Below are 16,328 nucleotides of genomic sequence, written 5' to 3'. Positions count from 1 at the left end.
ACCAATAATCAATCTGCATTTCTTTCGACATTTCTCATACAACGAATAATAAACATACCGTTATTACAACAAGTAACGGTATGCCGAAAACAAATTTCTTTTTATGAGTTTTATGATGAAACATATACATGCCGATCCAAGCTCCAACTGCTCCTCCAGCTGCCGCCGATAAAAACAACGTACTTTCTGGCGTTCTCCACTGTTTCTTCTTTGCTTTTCGTTTATCAAGCCCCATAAGGCTAAAAGCTATAACGTTAATAATAAGAAAATAAATCCATTTCATCGCTTTCTCTCCTTATGAAAAATTCGATTAATAGTAACACGAAAAAACGACGGAAACAACTGAAGAACTCTTTTTATCCAACTAGTTTCATTCCTTTTTCTTAATTAGTTACCTTCATATTTACATAACCAACTAAAATCGCAGTTAAAGCATTTAATATAGAAAAATGTTATGAGCAGAATCTTATATTTCATTACATTCATCCACTACCATAGCATCGAAAAAACTTCCCTCAATCTCCTTCTCATCAAAATGAAGAACCATAATTAACCCTACATATAAAGAAACGAAATTTAAAAACCATTCCCCATTCTCATCTTTCTTAGCTAAGCATTTAAATATCTCTTGAAATTGCATACGCTCATCTGTCGCAACAACCGGTCGCACGCCAAAATATTTCAATACAAGATGTAGGTTGAGCTGCACGGATAATGATAAAATATACTTTAATAACTCGGTATAATGAGCAACATTTTTTTGACTATATAACTTCACAAGCTCTTGATGTAAAGTAGAAATTGATAATTCTTCTTTAGTCACTTTTGTTGCTTCTATCATTTCAATCATCTTTTTCATATCCATTCCATTTACCCCTCCTGTTACAAAACAAAAGCCAAAGTATACTTATTTTATAATCAACAATAATTGATTATTTCTCGTCTCTCTTTCTTCTTCACTTACTAAGTCATACTTTTTTAAAAGATGAAATACATCATTTAATATTTCTTGTGAGTGATTACCTTGTAAAAAATTTTTTAACCCTTTAAAAATCTCTTCTGATAAAAAATTTTTTTGACTTTCAAGCTTATTCATCACATCTTCAATAGAATGATCAATGTTACATGTCATACTAAACTTCCCCCTCTATCCTCTATAAATAATATCCTCAGCTAACGATGTAAACACTTCTCCAACAAGAGAATCTTCATCATATACAGATGAACCATTATTTTCTTCACGTTTCGCAAAAGGTATTTGGGCAATTACTTCTGTTTGCAATTGTTCTGCAAGCATTTCGCCGCCGCCTTTTCCGAAGAGATAATTTTTCGATCCATCTTGTTCTTCATAATAAGCCATATTTTCCACAATACCTAAAATCTCATGCTTCGTATGTTTTGCCATTACACCGACTCTTGAAGCAACGAATGAAGCTACATTGTGCGGAGTTGTAACAATTATTTCTTTCGCTTGCGGAATCATCGCTGCAACATCGATCGCAACATCTCCTGTACCTGGTGGTAAATCAAGTAATAAATAATCTAATTCTCCCCAGTGCGTATTCGCAAGAAAATTTTGAATCCATTTATTTAGCATCGGTCCGCGCCACATAACTGGATTATTTCCTTCTGTAAAGAATCCCATCGACATGATTTTAACACCGTAACTAATGACTGGAATTGCCGTTTGATCAATCATCGTTGGTTTCTTATTCGTTTCCATCATAGCTGGAATACTAAAACCATATATATCTGCATCTAATATCCCCACTTTTTTGCCCATACGCGCTAGTGCAGTTGCAAGATTAATTGTCACCGTTGATTTTCCAACTCCGCCTTTTCCGCTCGTTACAGTAATAAAACGTACTCCTGAATCCGGGCGAAGCATGCTCGGCATACCAGTTTCTGTTCTAGTATTTTTCTTTAATTTCTCTGTTAAAGCTGTACGTTCTTCTTGTGTCATAGAACCAAATGTTACCTCCACTTTAGAGGCACCAATTGCGTGAAGTGATTCTTCAATATCTTGTTGAATTTTTGCTTTTAACGGACAACCTTGGATTGTTAGTACTACTTCAAGTTTAACCTCTGTTCCGTTCATTTGTATATTTCTAACCATATTTAATTCTACAACACTTTTGTGTAACTCTGGATCCTCTACATGTTTTAATGCATTCATTATTTGTTCTTGAGTAAGCATAGAACTCATCCCTTCTCTTATTCTAATTTATATACAACATTTTCTTGGCGCTTCATCTTGTGAAAAAGCTTATCATCCACCGCTAACAGGCGGGATTAATGCGACTATATCTCCAGCTTTTATCATCTCTTCATTCATTACAAACTCTTCGTTAACAGCGACCATCACTTTATCCAACGATTGTAAACAATAGCTGGCTTTGAGCCATTCTTTTAATTGTTGCACTGTCATTTCTTGCTTTTCTGAAATCACTAATCGATCCGATCCAACTTCCTCACGCAAATTTGCAAACAATAAAATTATAATCATTTTCTCATTCTTCCTTCTTTGGTTTTCCTTCTGGATATGGTGTATTTTCAAGTTGATCTCCAATCCACATCGTTCCATCTTCCCAAAATTCTTTTTTCCAAATTGGAACAATTCGTTTTATACGTTCAATCGCGTACTCATTCGCTTCATAAGCTACTTTACGATGCGGTGATGAAACTGCAATGACTACCGCAATATCCATTATTTCTAGCCGCCCTACACGGTGCGTAATTGCTACTTTTGTATCCGGCCATCTTTCACTAATTTCTTCTCCAATTCTCATAAGTTGTTTTACTGCCATGGGTTTATATGCTTCATACTCTAAATGTAGCGTTCGTTTTCCTTTTGTTAATTCTCTCACCGTACCAATAAATGTTGTAATCGCACCTGCTTCCCTTCTTGCGACTTTATTCATTACTTCTTCAACTAAAATCGGATTATCTACAATCTCAAATAGCACTTGTTCCATTAAAACCACCTCTCACTTTATGAAATGTCCAAGGCCATTCACTACCTTCGTTATCTTCTAATAAAAGAACATCGACAAACATATCTTTTTTATATCCTCTTGTCCCGCCCGGCAATACGATAAACGCGTTGGATTTTGCCAATGAAGAAACTGAGCTAGATTTATCAAACCCTGATGGATAAGCGATTAATTTCCCCTCATCATATTGCAATTTTGCTCGTACAAATCTTGTAAATGGATTCGGTTTTAGAAAGTCTTCTCCTAATAACGCTTTTTCTCTTTTTAAATGTACTTTTTCACTAAACATATACGTCCGAATACACGGTCTTACGAATAATTCAAACCCTACGTAACAAGCTGATGGATTTCCTGATAAACCAAATAATAACTTGCCATTTAATTGTGCTACAGTCGTAACACTTCCTGGTCGCATTGCAACTTTATTAAAAAGAACAGATGCACCTATTTTTTTGTAAATATCCGGTAAATAATCATAATCTCCTACTGATACACCACCCGTTGTAATTAACATATCTACTTGACCAAGCGCTTCTTTCACAGCTGTAAAACACGTATTAAAATCATCACTAAACTTCCCAAAATATTTTACTCTTCCGCCCGCTCTTCGAATTTGAGACAATATCATGTACGTATTACTGTTTCGGATTTTCCCTGGCTGTAATGAATCATTGACATCCAGTAATTCACTCCCAGTCGCTAACAGTCCAATTACAGGCTTTCTCGCAACTGGTACTTCACTATAACCGAATGTAGCAAGAAGAGCTGAAATACCTGGATTAATGTACGATCCCTCCTTTGCAAGAACTGTTCCTTTACGAGCATCTTCACCTTGAAAAGAAATATTGTCGCCCGTTTTGAATGATCGCTTCACTTCCATATAATTGTTGCCATTCTTCTCATATTGACGAGTCAGCTCTAACATAACAACCGCATCACACCCATTCGGAATTTGTGCTCCCGTCATAATTCGAACTGCTTGAAACGGACCTACTTTCTCATGGAATAGCGATCCTGCACCAATTTCACCCATTACTTCAAATACAATTGGCGTTTCATAACTTGCTAAATTAGTATCTTCTGCTCGAATAGCAAATCCGTCATACGGCGAACGATTAAATGACGGTACATCATGGTCAGCTACTAAATCCTCTGCTAATATACGTCCATAAGCTAATTCAATTGGTAATAGCTCCTTTAAGCCTTTATCAGCAAATCCCATCACTTTACGAACAGCTTCTTCAACCGTAATTGGCACTCTTCTTTCCATTGTTGACACCCTCTCTATTAACCGAATACGCGATAATATAGTTGTTTCGCTTTCGAAATATCATTTGTACCATGAATAAAAACACGACCATCCCGAAAAAAAACGATGCGGTAATCATCGAATTGGCAAGATAGTAAATACGGATTCCGATCTACTTTCTCCAATTTTTTTAATACTTTTTCTATATCATCAAAATTGTATTTCCTATTGTCTACTGTTCTAATTTGAACTGTATTTCTTCCGCATAAAACAGCTGCTTTCGTTTGATTTTCGTATGATAAATAAGGATAAGTTCGATTCAAACCGCATGAGAGACAAGTGTCTGTTTTTATTTTCCCTAATTTTATAAAATGATTTTGATTACTCCATATATCAAACATGAAAAATGTTTTTCTAATTGCTGAGAAATCTTCCACTAAAATTTTGAGTGCTTCTGCCACTTGATATGCTGCGACGATTTGAACAGTCGGGCTAATAATTCCAGCGGTATCACATGTCACACCTGTAACAGGAATATTTTTCAGCATACAATGTAAACACGGTGTCTCTTGCGGAATAATTGTATAACTCATACCATACGATCCAACGCAAGAACCATATACCCACGGAATATTATGTTTTTGTGATAAATCATTTATTACAAATCGAATATCAAAATTATCTGTTGCATCAATGATTACATCTACATTTTTTAATAGACCTTCCATATTTTCTGAAGTTGCATCCATTACGACAGCATGTATTTGTACTTCCGAATTAATTTGTTCTAACCGATTTTTTGCAGCAATTGCTTTCGGCATTTTCTCTCTCGCATTTTGTTCAGAGTACAATTGTTGCCTTTGTAAATTACTCCATTCAACGTAGTCACGATCAATAATCGTCAACTTGCCAACACCTGCACGTACGAAACTTTCGGCACTTGCACTTCCTAATGCGCCTGCCCCTACAATTAACACATGTTTATTTCGAATTTTTTCTTGTCCTTTACTCCCAATTGGTTTGAACAACTGTTGTCGTGAATACCGATCAGCCATTACATACCCTTCCTCTCAAGAACTCTATTTCATATTAGAATGTTGTTTCTGATAACAAGCAAAGTAAGCAAAACCAACAAACCCAGCTCCTCCAATTACATTTCCGATAAAAACAGGAACAAAATTTTTAGCCAGATCCATCCACGTTAGATGACCAGCAAAAATAACAGCGGAAATGACAAACATATTTGCTACTACTTGCTGAAATCCAATCACTACAAATGCCATAATTGGAATCCAAATTCCGATGATTTTTCCGACAAAATCACTCGTCCCGTAAGCAAGCCAAAGAGCAAGACAGACGAGCCAATTACAACCAATTGCTAAAATTAAAGTTCTCCCAAATGATTCATGTAACTTCCCTTCCGCTATCGCTACCGTTTTATTTAAATACTCTCCCTCTGTTAATCCGCCAAGATGTCCAAAGCAATACGCAACGAAAATTGCCCCAATAAAATTCATGAGAGTAATCCAAACCCAGTTATTCAGTACACTTATCAATGTAATTTTCTTTGCATAAAGCGCCATAGACAGTGACATCATATTTCCCGTAATTAATTCTCCTCCTGCTAATACTACGAGCATGAGTCCAACAGGAAATACTGCTCCTCCTAAAACATTCACTAGACTTCCCCAGCGCTCAGGTAAATTCCCTAAAACTCGAATGTTAAGTAAAAAACCTATCGCAATAAACGCTCCTCCTAAAAAACCGAGAATAAGCATCGCTGGCAATGTCTGTCTTACTTTTTGAACACCGGCCTCAATGACAAGCTCAGCAATTTGTTCCGGCTTATGAAATGCCATTACCCATTCCTCCATTTTCTCCAAGTAAAAAAGCAGCTTCAAAAAACCTCCTCAAAATAAAGGTTTTTGAATGCTGCTTAATTTCTCTGCACATCTTTTACAGAGATATCAATCATCACTTTTACTATAAAATAGAAAATCCACAACTCTTGTAAATTTTCCATTTTTCACTATGACGCTAGCTTTATATATTAACCACCGATATGTGACATTTCAATTTTAGGCATTGTTTTCTTATTTGTATGATTTAAGCGTTCATCTGAATAACGATCTTCCCTATTATTCCATATATCGCGTACTAAATCTTTAATGTCCTCATCTGTATGTTCAGAACGAAGCAATTCTCTTAAATCATTTCCTTTAGAAGCAAATAAGCAAGTATATAATTTTCCTTCTGCAGAAATACGAGCTCTCGTACATGATGAGCAAAAAGAATCTGTTACTGATGAAATAATACCTATTTCCTCATCGCTTCCTATATAACGATACCTAGTAGCCACTTCACCAGAATAATTTGCTTCTATCCGTTCTAACGGCATAACTTGATGAATCGTATCTACTATTTCTTGTTTAGAGACGACCTCTTTTAAATCCCAACCATTATAATTTCCAACGTCCATATACTCAATAAAACGAAGAATATGCTTATTTTCCTTAAAGTATTGCGCCATTTGCAAAATGTCCTGTTCGTTTTTTCCCTTTTGAACGACCATGTTTATTTTAATTTTCATTCCAACTTCAGCTGCTGCCTGTATTCCTTCCAGAACCCTTTGCACTTTGCTTCTATTACCATTTAAATAGAAAAACCGCTCTTCTTCTAAGGAATCTAAACTAACTGTCACACGTGATAGTCCCGCCTTATATAAATCAGGAGCAAACTTTTTAAGTAACGATCCATTGGTTGTTAAACCGATATCTTCTACACCATCAATTTTATTAAGGCGCTCAATAAGCTTTGGAAGCCCTCTTCGAAGTAACGGTTCTCCGCCTGTAATCCGTAATTTTCTCACACCTAAAGAAACGAAAATACGTGTTATCCTTTCAATTTCATCAAAAGATAAAATTTTATCATTAGACAAAAACGAGTAATCAGGACCAAATATTTCTTCTGGCATACAATATCGACAGCGAAAATTACAGCGATCAGTAACTGAAATACGTAAATCCTTTAACGGACGTTGCAACTTGTCTAATGTAACTGATTTCATCTTCATTGCCTCACTTTTATTTTATATTTAAAACACGTTCTGGATGGGTATATACATTTAAGGAGTGATTACGAATAAATCCTATTGTCGTAATACCTAAATCTTCTGCTAGTTGCAAAGCTAACTCAGTTGGAGCTGATTTTGATAGTATAATTTCACAACCGATTTTTGCAACTTTCAATAATATTTCCGAAGAAATACGACCACTAAAAACAATGATTTTATCTTTTATAGAAATATCGTTTCTTAAACAATAACCGTAAATTTTGTCTAGTGCATTATGCCTACCAATATCCATTCGGCTTAAAATAATACCATTCACATCACATAACGCTGCATTATGAACCCCGCCAGTATGATGAAACGTATCCGCAGATTGCTGCATTTCTTTCATTAACCGAAAACAATCCTCTGCCGCAACCTGTACATGGACACCCTTCATTTTTTTTGCACTTAGTGCATCATTTGCAAAAACAAACCCTTGCCTACTCATACCACAACAAGACGTAATATAGCGTTTATTTTGCATTTGTTCATAATACGGATTTACTTTTGTCGTTATTACATGCACAAATCCTTCTTTCTCCTGCACCCATACACTATCAATATCTTCATACTTCCGAATGATTCCTTCAGACGCTAAGAAGCCTATTACCATATCTTCTATATATTCTGGAGTACTAACCATTGTAACAAACTCCTGTCCGTTCATTTTAATGGTGACAGGAAACTCTGTTACAATGCTGTCCTCTATATGCTTAAATGCTCCTTGTTCATAACGAAAGATTTCTCTTTCTACCTGTATCGGTTTCACGATCAGTATCCTTCTCTCACGTTATATTTTTATCAAAAACAAATACAGAAACTGCAATATCTTCTTCTACTTTCATATCCGAAAACAAATTCACTAATTTCGCTCCAACAAGTTCCTCCAAATGTTCACGGGAATTCGCAGCATACACTTCTTGAATCATTTTCGTTCTAGCCATATGAACCATTTCCGCACCGTCCATCGTACTTGAAATAAATTTTTCAGTAGGTGTTAAGTTTCCATAAAGAGTCGCTATAGCCATATTTTCCGCAAAAACAGTATGAATTCGTTCTGGTCCTTTTCCAAAAAGTTCCTTTCGAAGTTTTCGTATCATATCATTAAATTCATGTACTTTTTTTGACATACAATTATACCTCCCAAAAGCCTCATTTTACTTTATTATATATTTTACCAAAATGAGCCTTCCGCCCAAACTATTTCGTACAAATATTTGGGCGGAAAGGTTCACTTCATGAAGTTTATTCGTCTTTTAACCCTTTCCCCATACCTTTTAAGAAATGAAGCCCAAACCCGATAGCACGGTTAATATCTGGGTCTTTCAATACTTTCATAAGATCGAATACCCCTACTTTTTTATTACTTTCTAGATGTTCATTACCTTCTTCTAGTCCGACTAATAAACTACCTATAAGCTTTTTCGTAAGTTCTGGGTCAAGTTCAGTTAACGCACCTGCAGCGCCCATCATATTATTAATTAAATTTGTAACAGGCTCACGAGTTACTTGACCTAGAACAATTTTCGCAATTGGTTCTTTCGCTTTTAGCATTGAATTTGCAGCTTCTAGCATTCCAATGTCATTTAATTCCCCTACTATATTAAACATCTGATTTAGAGCTTCTTCATTATTAGTTAGAAGCTCTTTTAAATCATCTAACTTTTGCTGTTTTATTTCTTCCTCAGTTAATTCTTGTTTTTGAATCATTTTTATAGGTGCAGCCATAGTTTTCTCCTCCTACTTATCCGTTAAATGCACATACCCTGGACGTGCCCACTTACGATATACCTCAATTCCAGCTTGAGGGTGACGTTTTTTATTACGTGGGTTCGCTTTTGGCATCGGATTTTCGCCATCAACTTCTAATACTTCCATACGTACTTTCGTTTGTTTATACGCAGGTGTATTCGTACGTACATCCACAGCAGGACCTGTTAAGAAATTAATTGCCGTTTCGTTATCTGTAGAGTTCATCGGTAAATATAACTCATTCGCTTTTACACGATCTGTAACGAGTGCACGTAATTTTAATGCTCCAAAAGGAGAGACAAGACGAACTAACGAACCTGTTTTTACGCCACGTTCTTTTGCAAGGTCTGGAGAGATTTCAACGAAAACACCAGGTACTTTCGTTTGAATACCTGTTGATTTATTTGTCATATTCCCTTCATGGAAATGCTCAAGCATACGACCGTTGTTTATGTGAAGGTCAAACTCAGCTGGAAATTCAGCTGGACGTACCCAGTCAGCAATCGCAAAACGAGCTTTTTTATCTGGGAAGTTAAATCCGTCTTGGAACAGAAGTGGTGTATTCGTTCCATCAAAACTTCCCCAATGGAAACTGTTCCATCCTTCAAGCACTTCATAGTTCGCTTGCGAGAACAATGGTGATAAACTTGCCATCTCAGCAAAGATTTCACTTGGGTGGCTATAATTCCAGTTTGCACCTAGTTTATTCGCAACTTCCTGGACGATCCACCAGTCTGGTTTCGCATCTCCTAGCGTAGGAAGAACTTGATATAATCTTTGGACACGGCGCTCTGTATTTGTGAAAGTACCTTCTTTCTCAAGAGATGGCGCTGCTGGTAATACAACATCTGCATATTGAGCAGTTTTAGAAAGGAAAACATCTTGCACAACGAAGAAATCAAGGCTCGATAACACTTCATGTACATGATTTGCATTAGAATCTACAAGAGCCATATCTTCTCCGACAAGATACATTGCTTTCATTTTTCCTTCGTCAATTGCGTGAAGCATTTCAATATTATTAAGACCTGGTTCACTATCAATTTTCACTCCGTAAGCAGTTTCAAATTTCGCCCGTTCCATTTCGTTAGTAACGTGCTGATATCCTGGAAGCCATCCTGGTAAAGTCCCCATATCACAAGCACCTTGTACGTTATTGTGACCTCGAAGTGGGTATGCACCTGCTCCTGGACGACGATAGTTCCCTGTTGCAAGAAGTAAGTTTGAAATTGCAGCGGAAGTATCAGAACCACCTGTATTTTGCGTTACCCCCATACCCCAAAGGATACATGTACCATCTGCATCACGAATCATTTCAGCCATTTGAATAAGTGTTTCTTTTGAAATACCTGTTACTTCTTCTGCATATTCAAGTGTATATTCTTCTAGGCTTTCTTTGAAATCTTCAAAGAAGTTTACATTCTCATTAATAAATTCCTGATCATGCCAACCTTGATCGATCATATATTTCGTAACAGCCATTAACCAAACTTGATCTGTTCCTTGTTTTGGACTAATAAAGACATCTGATCGCTCTGCCATTTCGGTTTTACGAAGATCAGCTACAATTAACTTTTGTCCGTGTAATTTATGTGCACGTTTAATACGTGTAGCTAGAACAGGATGCCCTTCTGTCGGATTACATCCTACAATAATAACAAGACCAGATTGCGCAATATCTTTAATCGTTCCGGCATCACCGCCCATACCAATTGTACGGAACAAACCATCCGTTGCTGGTGATTGGCAATAACGTGAGCAGTTATCAATATTATTCGTTCCAAATACTTGTCGAGCTAATTTTTGAATTACATAATTGTCTTCATTTGTAATTTTAGAGGAAGAAATAAATCCGATAGAACCTTTACCGTACTCTTCTTTAATAGCACCTAATTTATTTGCAACTACATTCAGTGCTTCTTCCCATGTAGATTCAACAAACGTTCCATTTTTACGAATTAAAGGTTTTGTTATTCGTTCTTTAGAATTTACGAAATCCCAACCAAATTTCCCTTTTACACAAGTGGAAATTGCGTTAACTGGTGCATCTGAAGATGGCTGTACTTTAAGGATTTTACGCCCCTTCGTCCACACTTCAAACGAACAACCTACACCACAAAATGTACATACTGTTTTCGTTTTCTTCGTACGAGTATCACGCATGGCCGCTTCCACTTCTGATACCGCAAAAATACCGCTATATCCAGGCTCAACTTCTTTAATTAAATCTACCATCGGTTCAAGAATATCTGGTTTCAATCCCGTCATAAATCCAGCTTCACCGAGCATCGTTTTCTCCATTAAAGCGTTACAAGGACAAATCGTTACACATTGACCACAGCTAACGCATGAAGAATCATTAATATTTACTCCTTCATCCCAAATAACTCGTGGGCGTTCCGCTTCCCAGTCTATCGATAACGTTTCATTTACTTGTAAGTTTTGACACACCTCAACGCATTGACCGCATGCAATACATTGATTAGGATCATAGCGATAAAACGGATGCGTCATATCAACTTCACTTACATCTACTTTCGGTTCATACGGATATTTTTGATGTTCAATTTCCATTAATTCTGCTGTATTATGCAGTTTACAGTTCCCATTGTTGTTGTCACATACTGTACAGTATAATAAATGATTTTCTAGTAACCGATCCATCGCCTCTGTTTGTGCTTCTTTTGCGCGAACAGAAGCACGTTCAATGCTCATACCTTCCGTTGCTATCGTCGAACAAGAACGCATTAACTTTCCGTCAACTTCTACAATACAAGTGTCACATGTTTGAATAGGATCTACCTCTGGCACATAACAAATTTGCGGATGTTCAATCCCGTTCTCATTAATAACACCCAATATCGTTGAACCGGGCTCCGCTGTATACTTTTTTCCGTCAATTGTAATATGAACCATGTTGTTATTCATGGTCTTTCCCCCTTTTTGAGAATAAAAAAACTCCACCACGAAAATATACGCACCACATTTCGGCACGTTATTATCATGGTGGAGTAGTTTATTAGCACATCTTGCTAAAATACCAATCCATTTATTCATAAATAAAACGATAGAGTCATAACAGGTCATATCACGATTCCATCTTTAACACTATAATTATAGCGTTAAAGTTAAAAATATACAATATAAAATTTAAACTACGCATATGTCAGCTTGTAACTATCCATAATAACCCATATAAAACATAACAAGGAGTAAGCGAACAAATGGGGTCTTTTAATAAATGGATTCGTGGTGAAAAATCTTTTTCTACCCAAGAGCAAGCTGATTACGCATTAAATAAATCTATCTCTTCTTCCCTTTCCCTTAATTTAAAGCACTTGTCCAAACTGTTTAGCGATATTCCAGAATTAATAACACGCACTTTTCCATTAAAAAACGGACAGGAAGCTGCACTTATATATATGGAAGGACTTGTAGACAAAACTGTTATTAACGTAAACATTCTTCGTCCTCTCTTATTTAAAGAGTGGAATGAAGACGATTTTTGGGAAGCTTCTGTTTCTATCGGAAATATAAAAAAAGTTCAACAGTGGACAGACATTGAACAATCTCTTTTACACGGCAAAAGTATTTTATTTATAAACGGGCAACTATCCGCTTTAGAGCTTGATACGCAAGCGGCACCAAAAAGGAGTATTGAAGAACCTACAACAGAGAGCTCCATAAAAAGCTCACACGAAGGATTTAATGAAGTAGCGAGCGACAGCCTTGCACTTATTCGTCGATATATTCCAAATCGCGAATTGAAAGTGAAGGAATTCACTGTTGGTGAACGAGCTACTTCAAAGGTTTTTTTGCTTTATCTAGCAGATGTTGCGAACGAAAATGTCGTAAAAGAAATGGCATCCCGTATCGAGTCAGTAAAAGTTGATGCGATTCTTACTACTGGTGAATTAGAGGGGTTTGTTGAAGATAATTCCTTTACTCTCTTTCCGCAATTATCAATAACTGAACGTCCTGACACAACAGCACATCATATTCTAGATGGGCGAATTGCCGTTATTGTAGATCGCTCACCAGGCGTATTAATAGGACCTATGACCTTTTCATCCTTTTTCCAGACGATAGATGATTACAGCTTCAGACCTATGATTCCATCTTTTATACGACTCCTTCGTTTCACTGGGCTATTTATTGCAATATTTGCTCCTGCTCTTTATATTGCTATGATTTCCTTCCATTATGAAGTGATTCCGCTCAAATTGTTGTTAACGATTGGAGAATCTCGAGCCAAAATTCCTTTCCCCCCCATATTAGAAGCTTTATTAATGGAATTAGTTCTCGAAATGCTCCGAGAAGCAGCGATTCGGCTCCCTGGACCTGTTGGACAAACAATCGGCGTCGTAGGAGGAATTGTAATTGGACAAGCTGCGGTTCAAGCTGGGATTGTTAGTAACGTTATGGTTATCGTCGTATCAATTACTGCGGTTGCCTCTTTCATTATTCCCAACTTAGAAATGTCAGCAGGAATTCGGCTTCTTCGATTCCCAATGATGATAGCCGCCTCTTTATTTGGCGTCATTGGAATTATGGTTGGAATGGCAATTATTATCATCCATATTCTTTCTATGGAATCACTTGGTGTGCCATATGGTAGTCCTTTTTCTCCGTCATATGCTTCGGATTTAAAAGATACCCTTGTACGTTTCCCATGGAAAATTATGAAGAAACGGCCACTATCTCTACAATTAAAACAAGATAACCGGCAAAGAGATGTTGAGGAAAAGGAGGAGAATAAGTGACAAAACGTGCAAAGAGGGAGATCACTTTATTTCAATACATTTTAACTATTAGTGGTGTTCAAGTCGGGTTCGGCGTACTTACACTTCCGCGTGAAGTTGCACAAGGAGCGAATACAGATGGCTGGATGTCTATTATTATCGGATGTGTCATTACCACTTTAGTCAGTCTATGTATTGTAAAAATCATGGAAAAACATCCAGGATATACTTTACTTGATGTGCTGATACGTTATCTTGGAAAATGGCTAGGAAGAGTAGTAATGATTTTTTGGATTTTATATGCTGTACTCGCAGCTGTTTCCTTAATTTTTTCCCTCTTATACGTTATTCATATTTGGATTTTACCTAGATCTCCTATGTCTTTAATTATGATTTTGTTATCCATTCCAATGCTTATGCTTGCATGTAAAGGGGCACTTATTATTAGTCGCTTTGCTGTTTTTACTGTCATCTTTACACTTTGGATGCCATTATTATTATTTATTCCTCTTAAAGATGGGCATTTTATATATCTTCTTCCTCTCATCAAGGAAGGATGGCTACCAATTCTAAACACCGTGAAATCAACTATCATTGCGTTTCTCGGATTCGAGTTTGCATTTGTCCTTTATCCTTATTTAACTAACAAAGCATCTGCAAAAAAAGGAATTATTATTGCGAATTTGATTACGTTATTTATTTATCTTCAAATCACGTTCGTTTCTTTTATTTATTTTAGTCCAGATGGTATAACAAAGTTTTTATGGCCGACTCTTTCTCTTGTTACACCGTTTCACTTCTCATTTCTTGAGCGATTTGAAATTATCTTTTTATCATTTTATCTCTTTATTATTTTTGATTCCTGTATTCCTTATATTTTCACTGCTTCAGATGGAATTAATCAATTACTTAACAAAAAAGGGAGTTCATTACCTATTTATTTTTTATTATTCGGGTGTATTTTCATCTTATTCTTTTATATCCCTTCTTCTTATCAGATAAGTGCGTTGCGGGAATTTTGGGGAACTGCTAGTTATTTTATCGTTTTTCTATTCCCGGTTGTATTTCTCTTATACATGACACTTTATCAGCATTGGAAAAGGAGAAAAGTTTAAATGAGACGCTTTATTCGTTTTATTATATTTTGTTTTCTCATAATTTTTTTAGCAGGTTGTGAAGATCGGCTTGATTTAGAAAAACAATCCATCTCATTAATTTACGGTTTTGACTCAAAAGCAAAAGGAAAATTAATTGTGTATCACGTAAATCCTATTTTTAATGAAGATGTAGAGAAAAAGTACGAAATTCATGAAGCGAAAGTACATACACCCCGAGAAGCAAAAGATACGTTTAACAGTTCAAGCAGCGGTTTAGTGTCCACAGAAAAGTTACAGCTCATATTGTTTAGCACGAATTTTTTAAAACAAGAAGGAGCTATGCCTTATCTGGATGTTTGGTATCGCGATCCTAAAAATACAGGAAATATGCGCATGGTTGCAGTAGATGGCCCCGTTTCTTCTGTTATATATAATAATTTCAAAGATAAGCCTGCTCTTCCTGAATATTTAACAGATTTAATTAATACGAACAAACTATACAATCGGACCGTGTTTACGACATTCCATGAATTTCATAGACAAACTTTTAATAAAGGGGTAACTCCTGCTATTTCAGAAATAAAAAAAGGGAAGAAAGATGTTATTGTTACTGGTTCGGCACTATTAACCTCTCGTGGAGCTTATAAGATGTCTTTAACTCGCTATGAAAGCGCCCTTCTTCTTATGGTGCAAAAGAAAGCTAATATACCCGTTTCACTTACAATGAAAATCCCCTCTAATTTAGTTGAAAGTAATAGCCATCTAAAAGATACAAAGGGCAACGATTTTATAACAATAAACGTTCTTAGTATGAATCATGATATCGGTACAGACTATAGCGATAACCGATTCAAATTTAATATTAAAATGGATTTAAAAATTGCCGTATCTGAACTTACATTCAACATGGATATAGATAGTGATAGAAAAAAATTAACTTCTCTTATTACAAAACAACTAAACAAAGATTTAAACGAATTAATCCACAAAATTCAGAAACAGCAACTCGATCCATTCGGATTTGGTGATTATGCGAGAGCATTTCGCTATAAAGAATGGAAACAAGTTGAAGATGATTGGCCAAGTGCCTTTTCAAAAGCTAATGTGAAAGTGGCACCAACTATTAAAATTTTAGAAAATGGGATTATTAAATAGAAAAAACACGCTACTTGCTCTCATACGTCTAAAGAGCAAGTAGCGTATTATCATTTTTATTTTGAAGCTTCCTATACAGTTATACTTCTGTTTCTGGTTCTTCGTTTTCCGCTTGTTCCAATCCTTGCTGCTCTGCAAGTTCAGCTGAAATCATTCCATAATAAATTTCTGGATACAATCCAAATATTTGATATACACTTCCTAAAAACGGCATCAGAATCCCTCTTT

18 protein-coding genes are annotated in these 16,328 nt (G+C 36.1%); 3 read left to right on the top strand and 15 right to left on the bottom strand.

The window, feature by feature from the left end; translation table 11 throughout:
- Positions 1-34 precede the first annotated feature (34 nt).
- The 14 genes from ACTFRY_RS06730 to fdhF all read right to left on the bottom strand — a co-directional run bounded on the left by ACTFRY_RS06730 (position 35) and on the right by fdhF (position 12,034).
- Positions 35-283 carry a DUF1294 domain-containing protein gene (locus ACTFRY_RS06730; protein WP_000871349.1) on the bottom strand — a complete coding sequence of 83 codons (249 nt, stop codon included), beginning with the start codon at positions 281-283 and terminating at the stop codon, positions 35-37.
- 183 nt (positions 284-466) lie between these two features.
- Entirely contained in the window at positions 467-865 is a 399-nt protein-coding gene (locus ACTFRY_RS06725; RefSeq protein ID WP_098536449.1) for a hypothetical protein, read from the bottom strand.
- A gap of 42 nt (positions 866-907) precedes the next feature.
- The gene (locus tag ACTFRY_RS06720) at positions 908-1,132 is read right to left on the bottom strand and encodes a group-specific protein (protein ID WP_098617153.1); all 225 of its coding nucleotides are present in this window, start codon (positions 1,130-1,132) and stop codon (positions 908-910) included.
- Positions 1,133-1,147: 15 nt separating this feature from the next.
- Positions 1,148-2,197 carry a P-loop NTPase gene (locus ACTFRY_RS06715; protein ID WP_098617154.1) on the bottom strand — a complete coding sequence of 350 codons (1,050 nt, stop codon included), beginning with the start codon at positions 2,195-2,197 and terminating at the stop codon, positions 1,148-1,150.
- A 72-nt stretch (positions 2,198-2,269) separates the two neighbouring features.
- Complete coding sequence (gene moaD, locus ACTFRY_RS06710) at positions 2,270-2,506, bottom strand: molybdopterin converting factor subunit 1 (RefSeq protein WP_000583943.1); 237 nt, start codon at positions 2,504-2,506, stop codon at positions 2,270-2,272.
- A 4-nt stretch (positions 2,507-2,510) separates the two neighbouring features.
- Positions 2,511-2,975 carry a molybdopterin synthase catalytic subunit MoaE gene (gene moaE, locus ACTFRY_RS06705; RefSeq protein ID WP_098617155.1) on the bottom strand — a complete coding sequence of 155 codons (465 nt, stop codon included), beginning with the start codon at positions 2,973-2,975 and terminating at the stop codon, positions 2,511-2,513.
- A complete protein-coding gene (locus ACTFRY_RS06700; RefSeq protein WP_098617156.1) occupies positions 2,956-4,263 on the bottom strand; it encodes a molybdopterin molybdotransferase MoeA in 1,308 nt (435 codons plus the stop codon). Before ACTFRY_RS06700 ends, moaE begins: the two co-directional genes overlap by 20 nt.
- Before the next feature lie 17 nt (positions 4,264-4,280).
- A complete protein-coding gene (locus ACTFRY_RS06695; protein ID WP_098617157.1) occupies positions 4,281-5,297 on the bottom strand; it encodes a molybdopterin-synthase adenylyltransferase MoeB in 1,017 nt (338 codons plus the stop codon).
- 24 nt (positions 5,298-5,321) lie between these two features.
- Positions 5,322-6,101 carry a formate/nitrite transporter family protein gene (locus ACTFRY_RS06690; protein WP_000863998.1) on the bottom strand — a complete coding sequence of 260 codons (780 nt, stop codon included), beginning with the start codon at positions 6,099-6,101 and terminating at the stop codon, positions 5,322-5,324.
- Between the two features lie 191 nt (positions 6,102-6,292).
- Positions 6,293-7,309: a GTP 3',8-cyclase MoaA gene (gene moaA, locus ACTFRY_RS06685; protein WP_098617159.1), complete on the bottom strand. Its 1,017-nt coding sequence runs from the start codon at positions 7,307-7,309 to the stop codon at positions 6,293-6,295.
- 16 nt (positions 7,310-7,325) lie between these two features.
- Positions 7,326-8,123: a formate dehydrogenase accessory sulfurtransferase FdhD gene (gene fdhD, locus ACTFRY_RS06680; RefSeq protein WP_000802684.1), complete on the bottom strand. Its 798-nt coding sequence runs from the start codon at positions 8,121-8,123 to the stop codon at positions 7,326-7,328.
- A 16-nt stretch (positions 8,124-8,139) separates the two neighbouring features.
- Positions 8,140-8,484, bottom strand: coding sequence for a DUF2294 domain-containing protein (locus tag ACTFRY_RS06675; RefSeq protein ID WP_000039582.1), 345 nt, complete (start codon positions 8,482-8,484; stop codon positions 8,140-8,142).
- A gap of 115 nt (positions 8,485-8,599) precedes the next feature.
- Positions 8,600-9,082, bottom strand: coding sequence for a DUF1641 domain-containing protein (locus ACTFRY_RS06670; protein WP_000729897.1), 483 nt, complete (start codon positions 9,080-9,082; stop codon positions 8,600-8,602).
- A gap of 12 nt (positions 9,083-9,094) precedes the next feature.
- The gene (fdhF, locus tag ACTFRY_RS06665) at positions 9,095-12,034 is read right to left on the bottom strand and encodes a formate dehydrogenase subunit alpha (RefSeq protein ID WP_098617160.1); all 2,940 of its coding nucleotides are present in this window, start codon (positions 12,032-12,034) and stop codon (positions 9,095-9,097) included.
- A gap of 296 nt (positions 12,035-12,330) precedes the next feature.
- Here fdhF and ACTFRY_RS06660 point away from each other — a divergent pair, with 296 nt between their 5' ends.
- From ACTFRY_RS06660 to ACTFRY_RS06650, 3 genes are read left to right on the top strand one after another with little or no spacing between them, the layout of a single operon-like run.
- Positions 12,331-13,869: a spore germination protein gene (locus ACTFRY_RS06660; RefSeq protein ID WP_098617161.1), complete on the top strand. Its 1,539-nt coding sequence runs from the start codon at positions 12,331-12,333 to the stop codon at positions 13,867-13,869.
- Complete coding sequence (locus ACTFRY_RS06655) at positions 13,866-14,963, top strand: endospore germination permease (RefSeq protein ID WP_016118450.1); 1,098 nt, start codon at positions 13,866-13,868, stop codon at positions 14,961-14,963. Before ACTFRY_RS06660 ends, ACTFRY_RS06655 begins: the two co-directional genes overlap by 4 nt.
- A complete protein-coding gene (locus ACTFRY_RS06650; RefSeq protein ID WP_098617162.1) occupies positions 14,964-16,100 on the top strand; it encodes a Ger(x)C family spore germination protein in 1,137 nt (378 codons plus the stop codon).
- Positions 16,101-16,179: 79 nt separating this feature from the next.
- Here ACTFRY_RS06650 and ACTFRY_RS06645 read toward each other — a convergent pair whose 3' ends face one another.
- Positions 16,180-16,314 carry a hypothetical protein gene (locus ACTFRY_RS06645; RefSeq protein ID WP_001116174.1) on the bottom strand — a complete coding sequence of 45 codons (135 nt, stop codon included), beginning with the start codon at positions 16,312-16,314 and terminating at the stop codon, positions 16,180-16,182.
- Positions 16,315-16,328 lie beyond the last annotated feature (14 nt).

The sequence above is a fragment of the Bacillus cereus group sp. MYBK195-1 genome, from assembly GCF_051916605.1.
Taxonomy (GTDB): domain Bacteria; phylum Bacillota; class Bacilli; order Bacillales; family Bacillaceae_G; genus Bacillus_A; species Bacillus_A cereus.
Note: the sequence above shows the minus strand (reverse complement) of the source record. Positions and strands in the feature narration are given on the sequence as shown.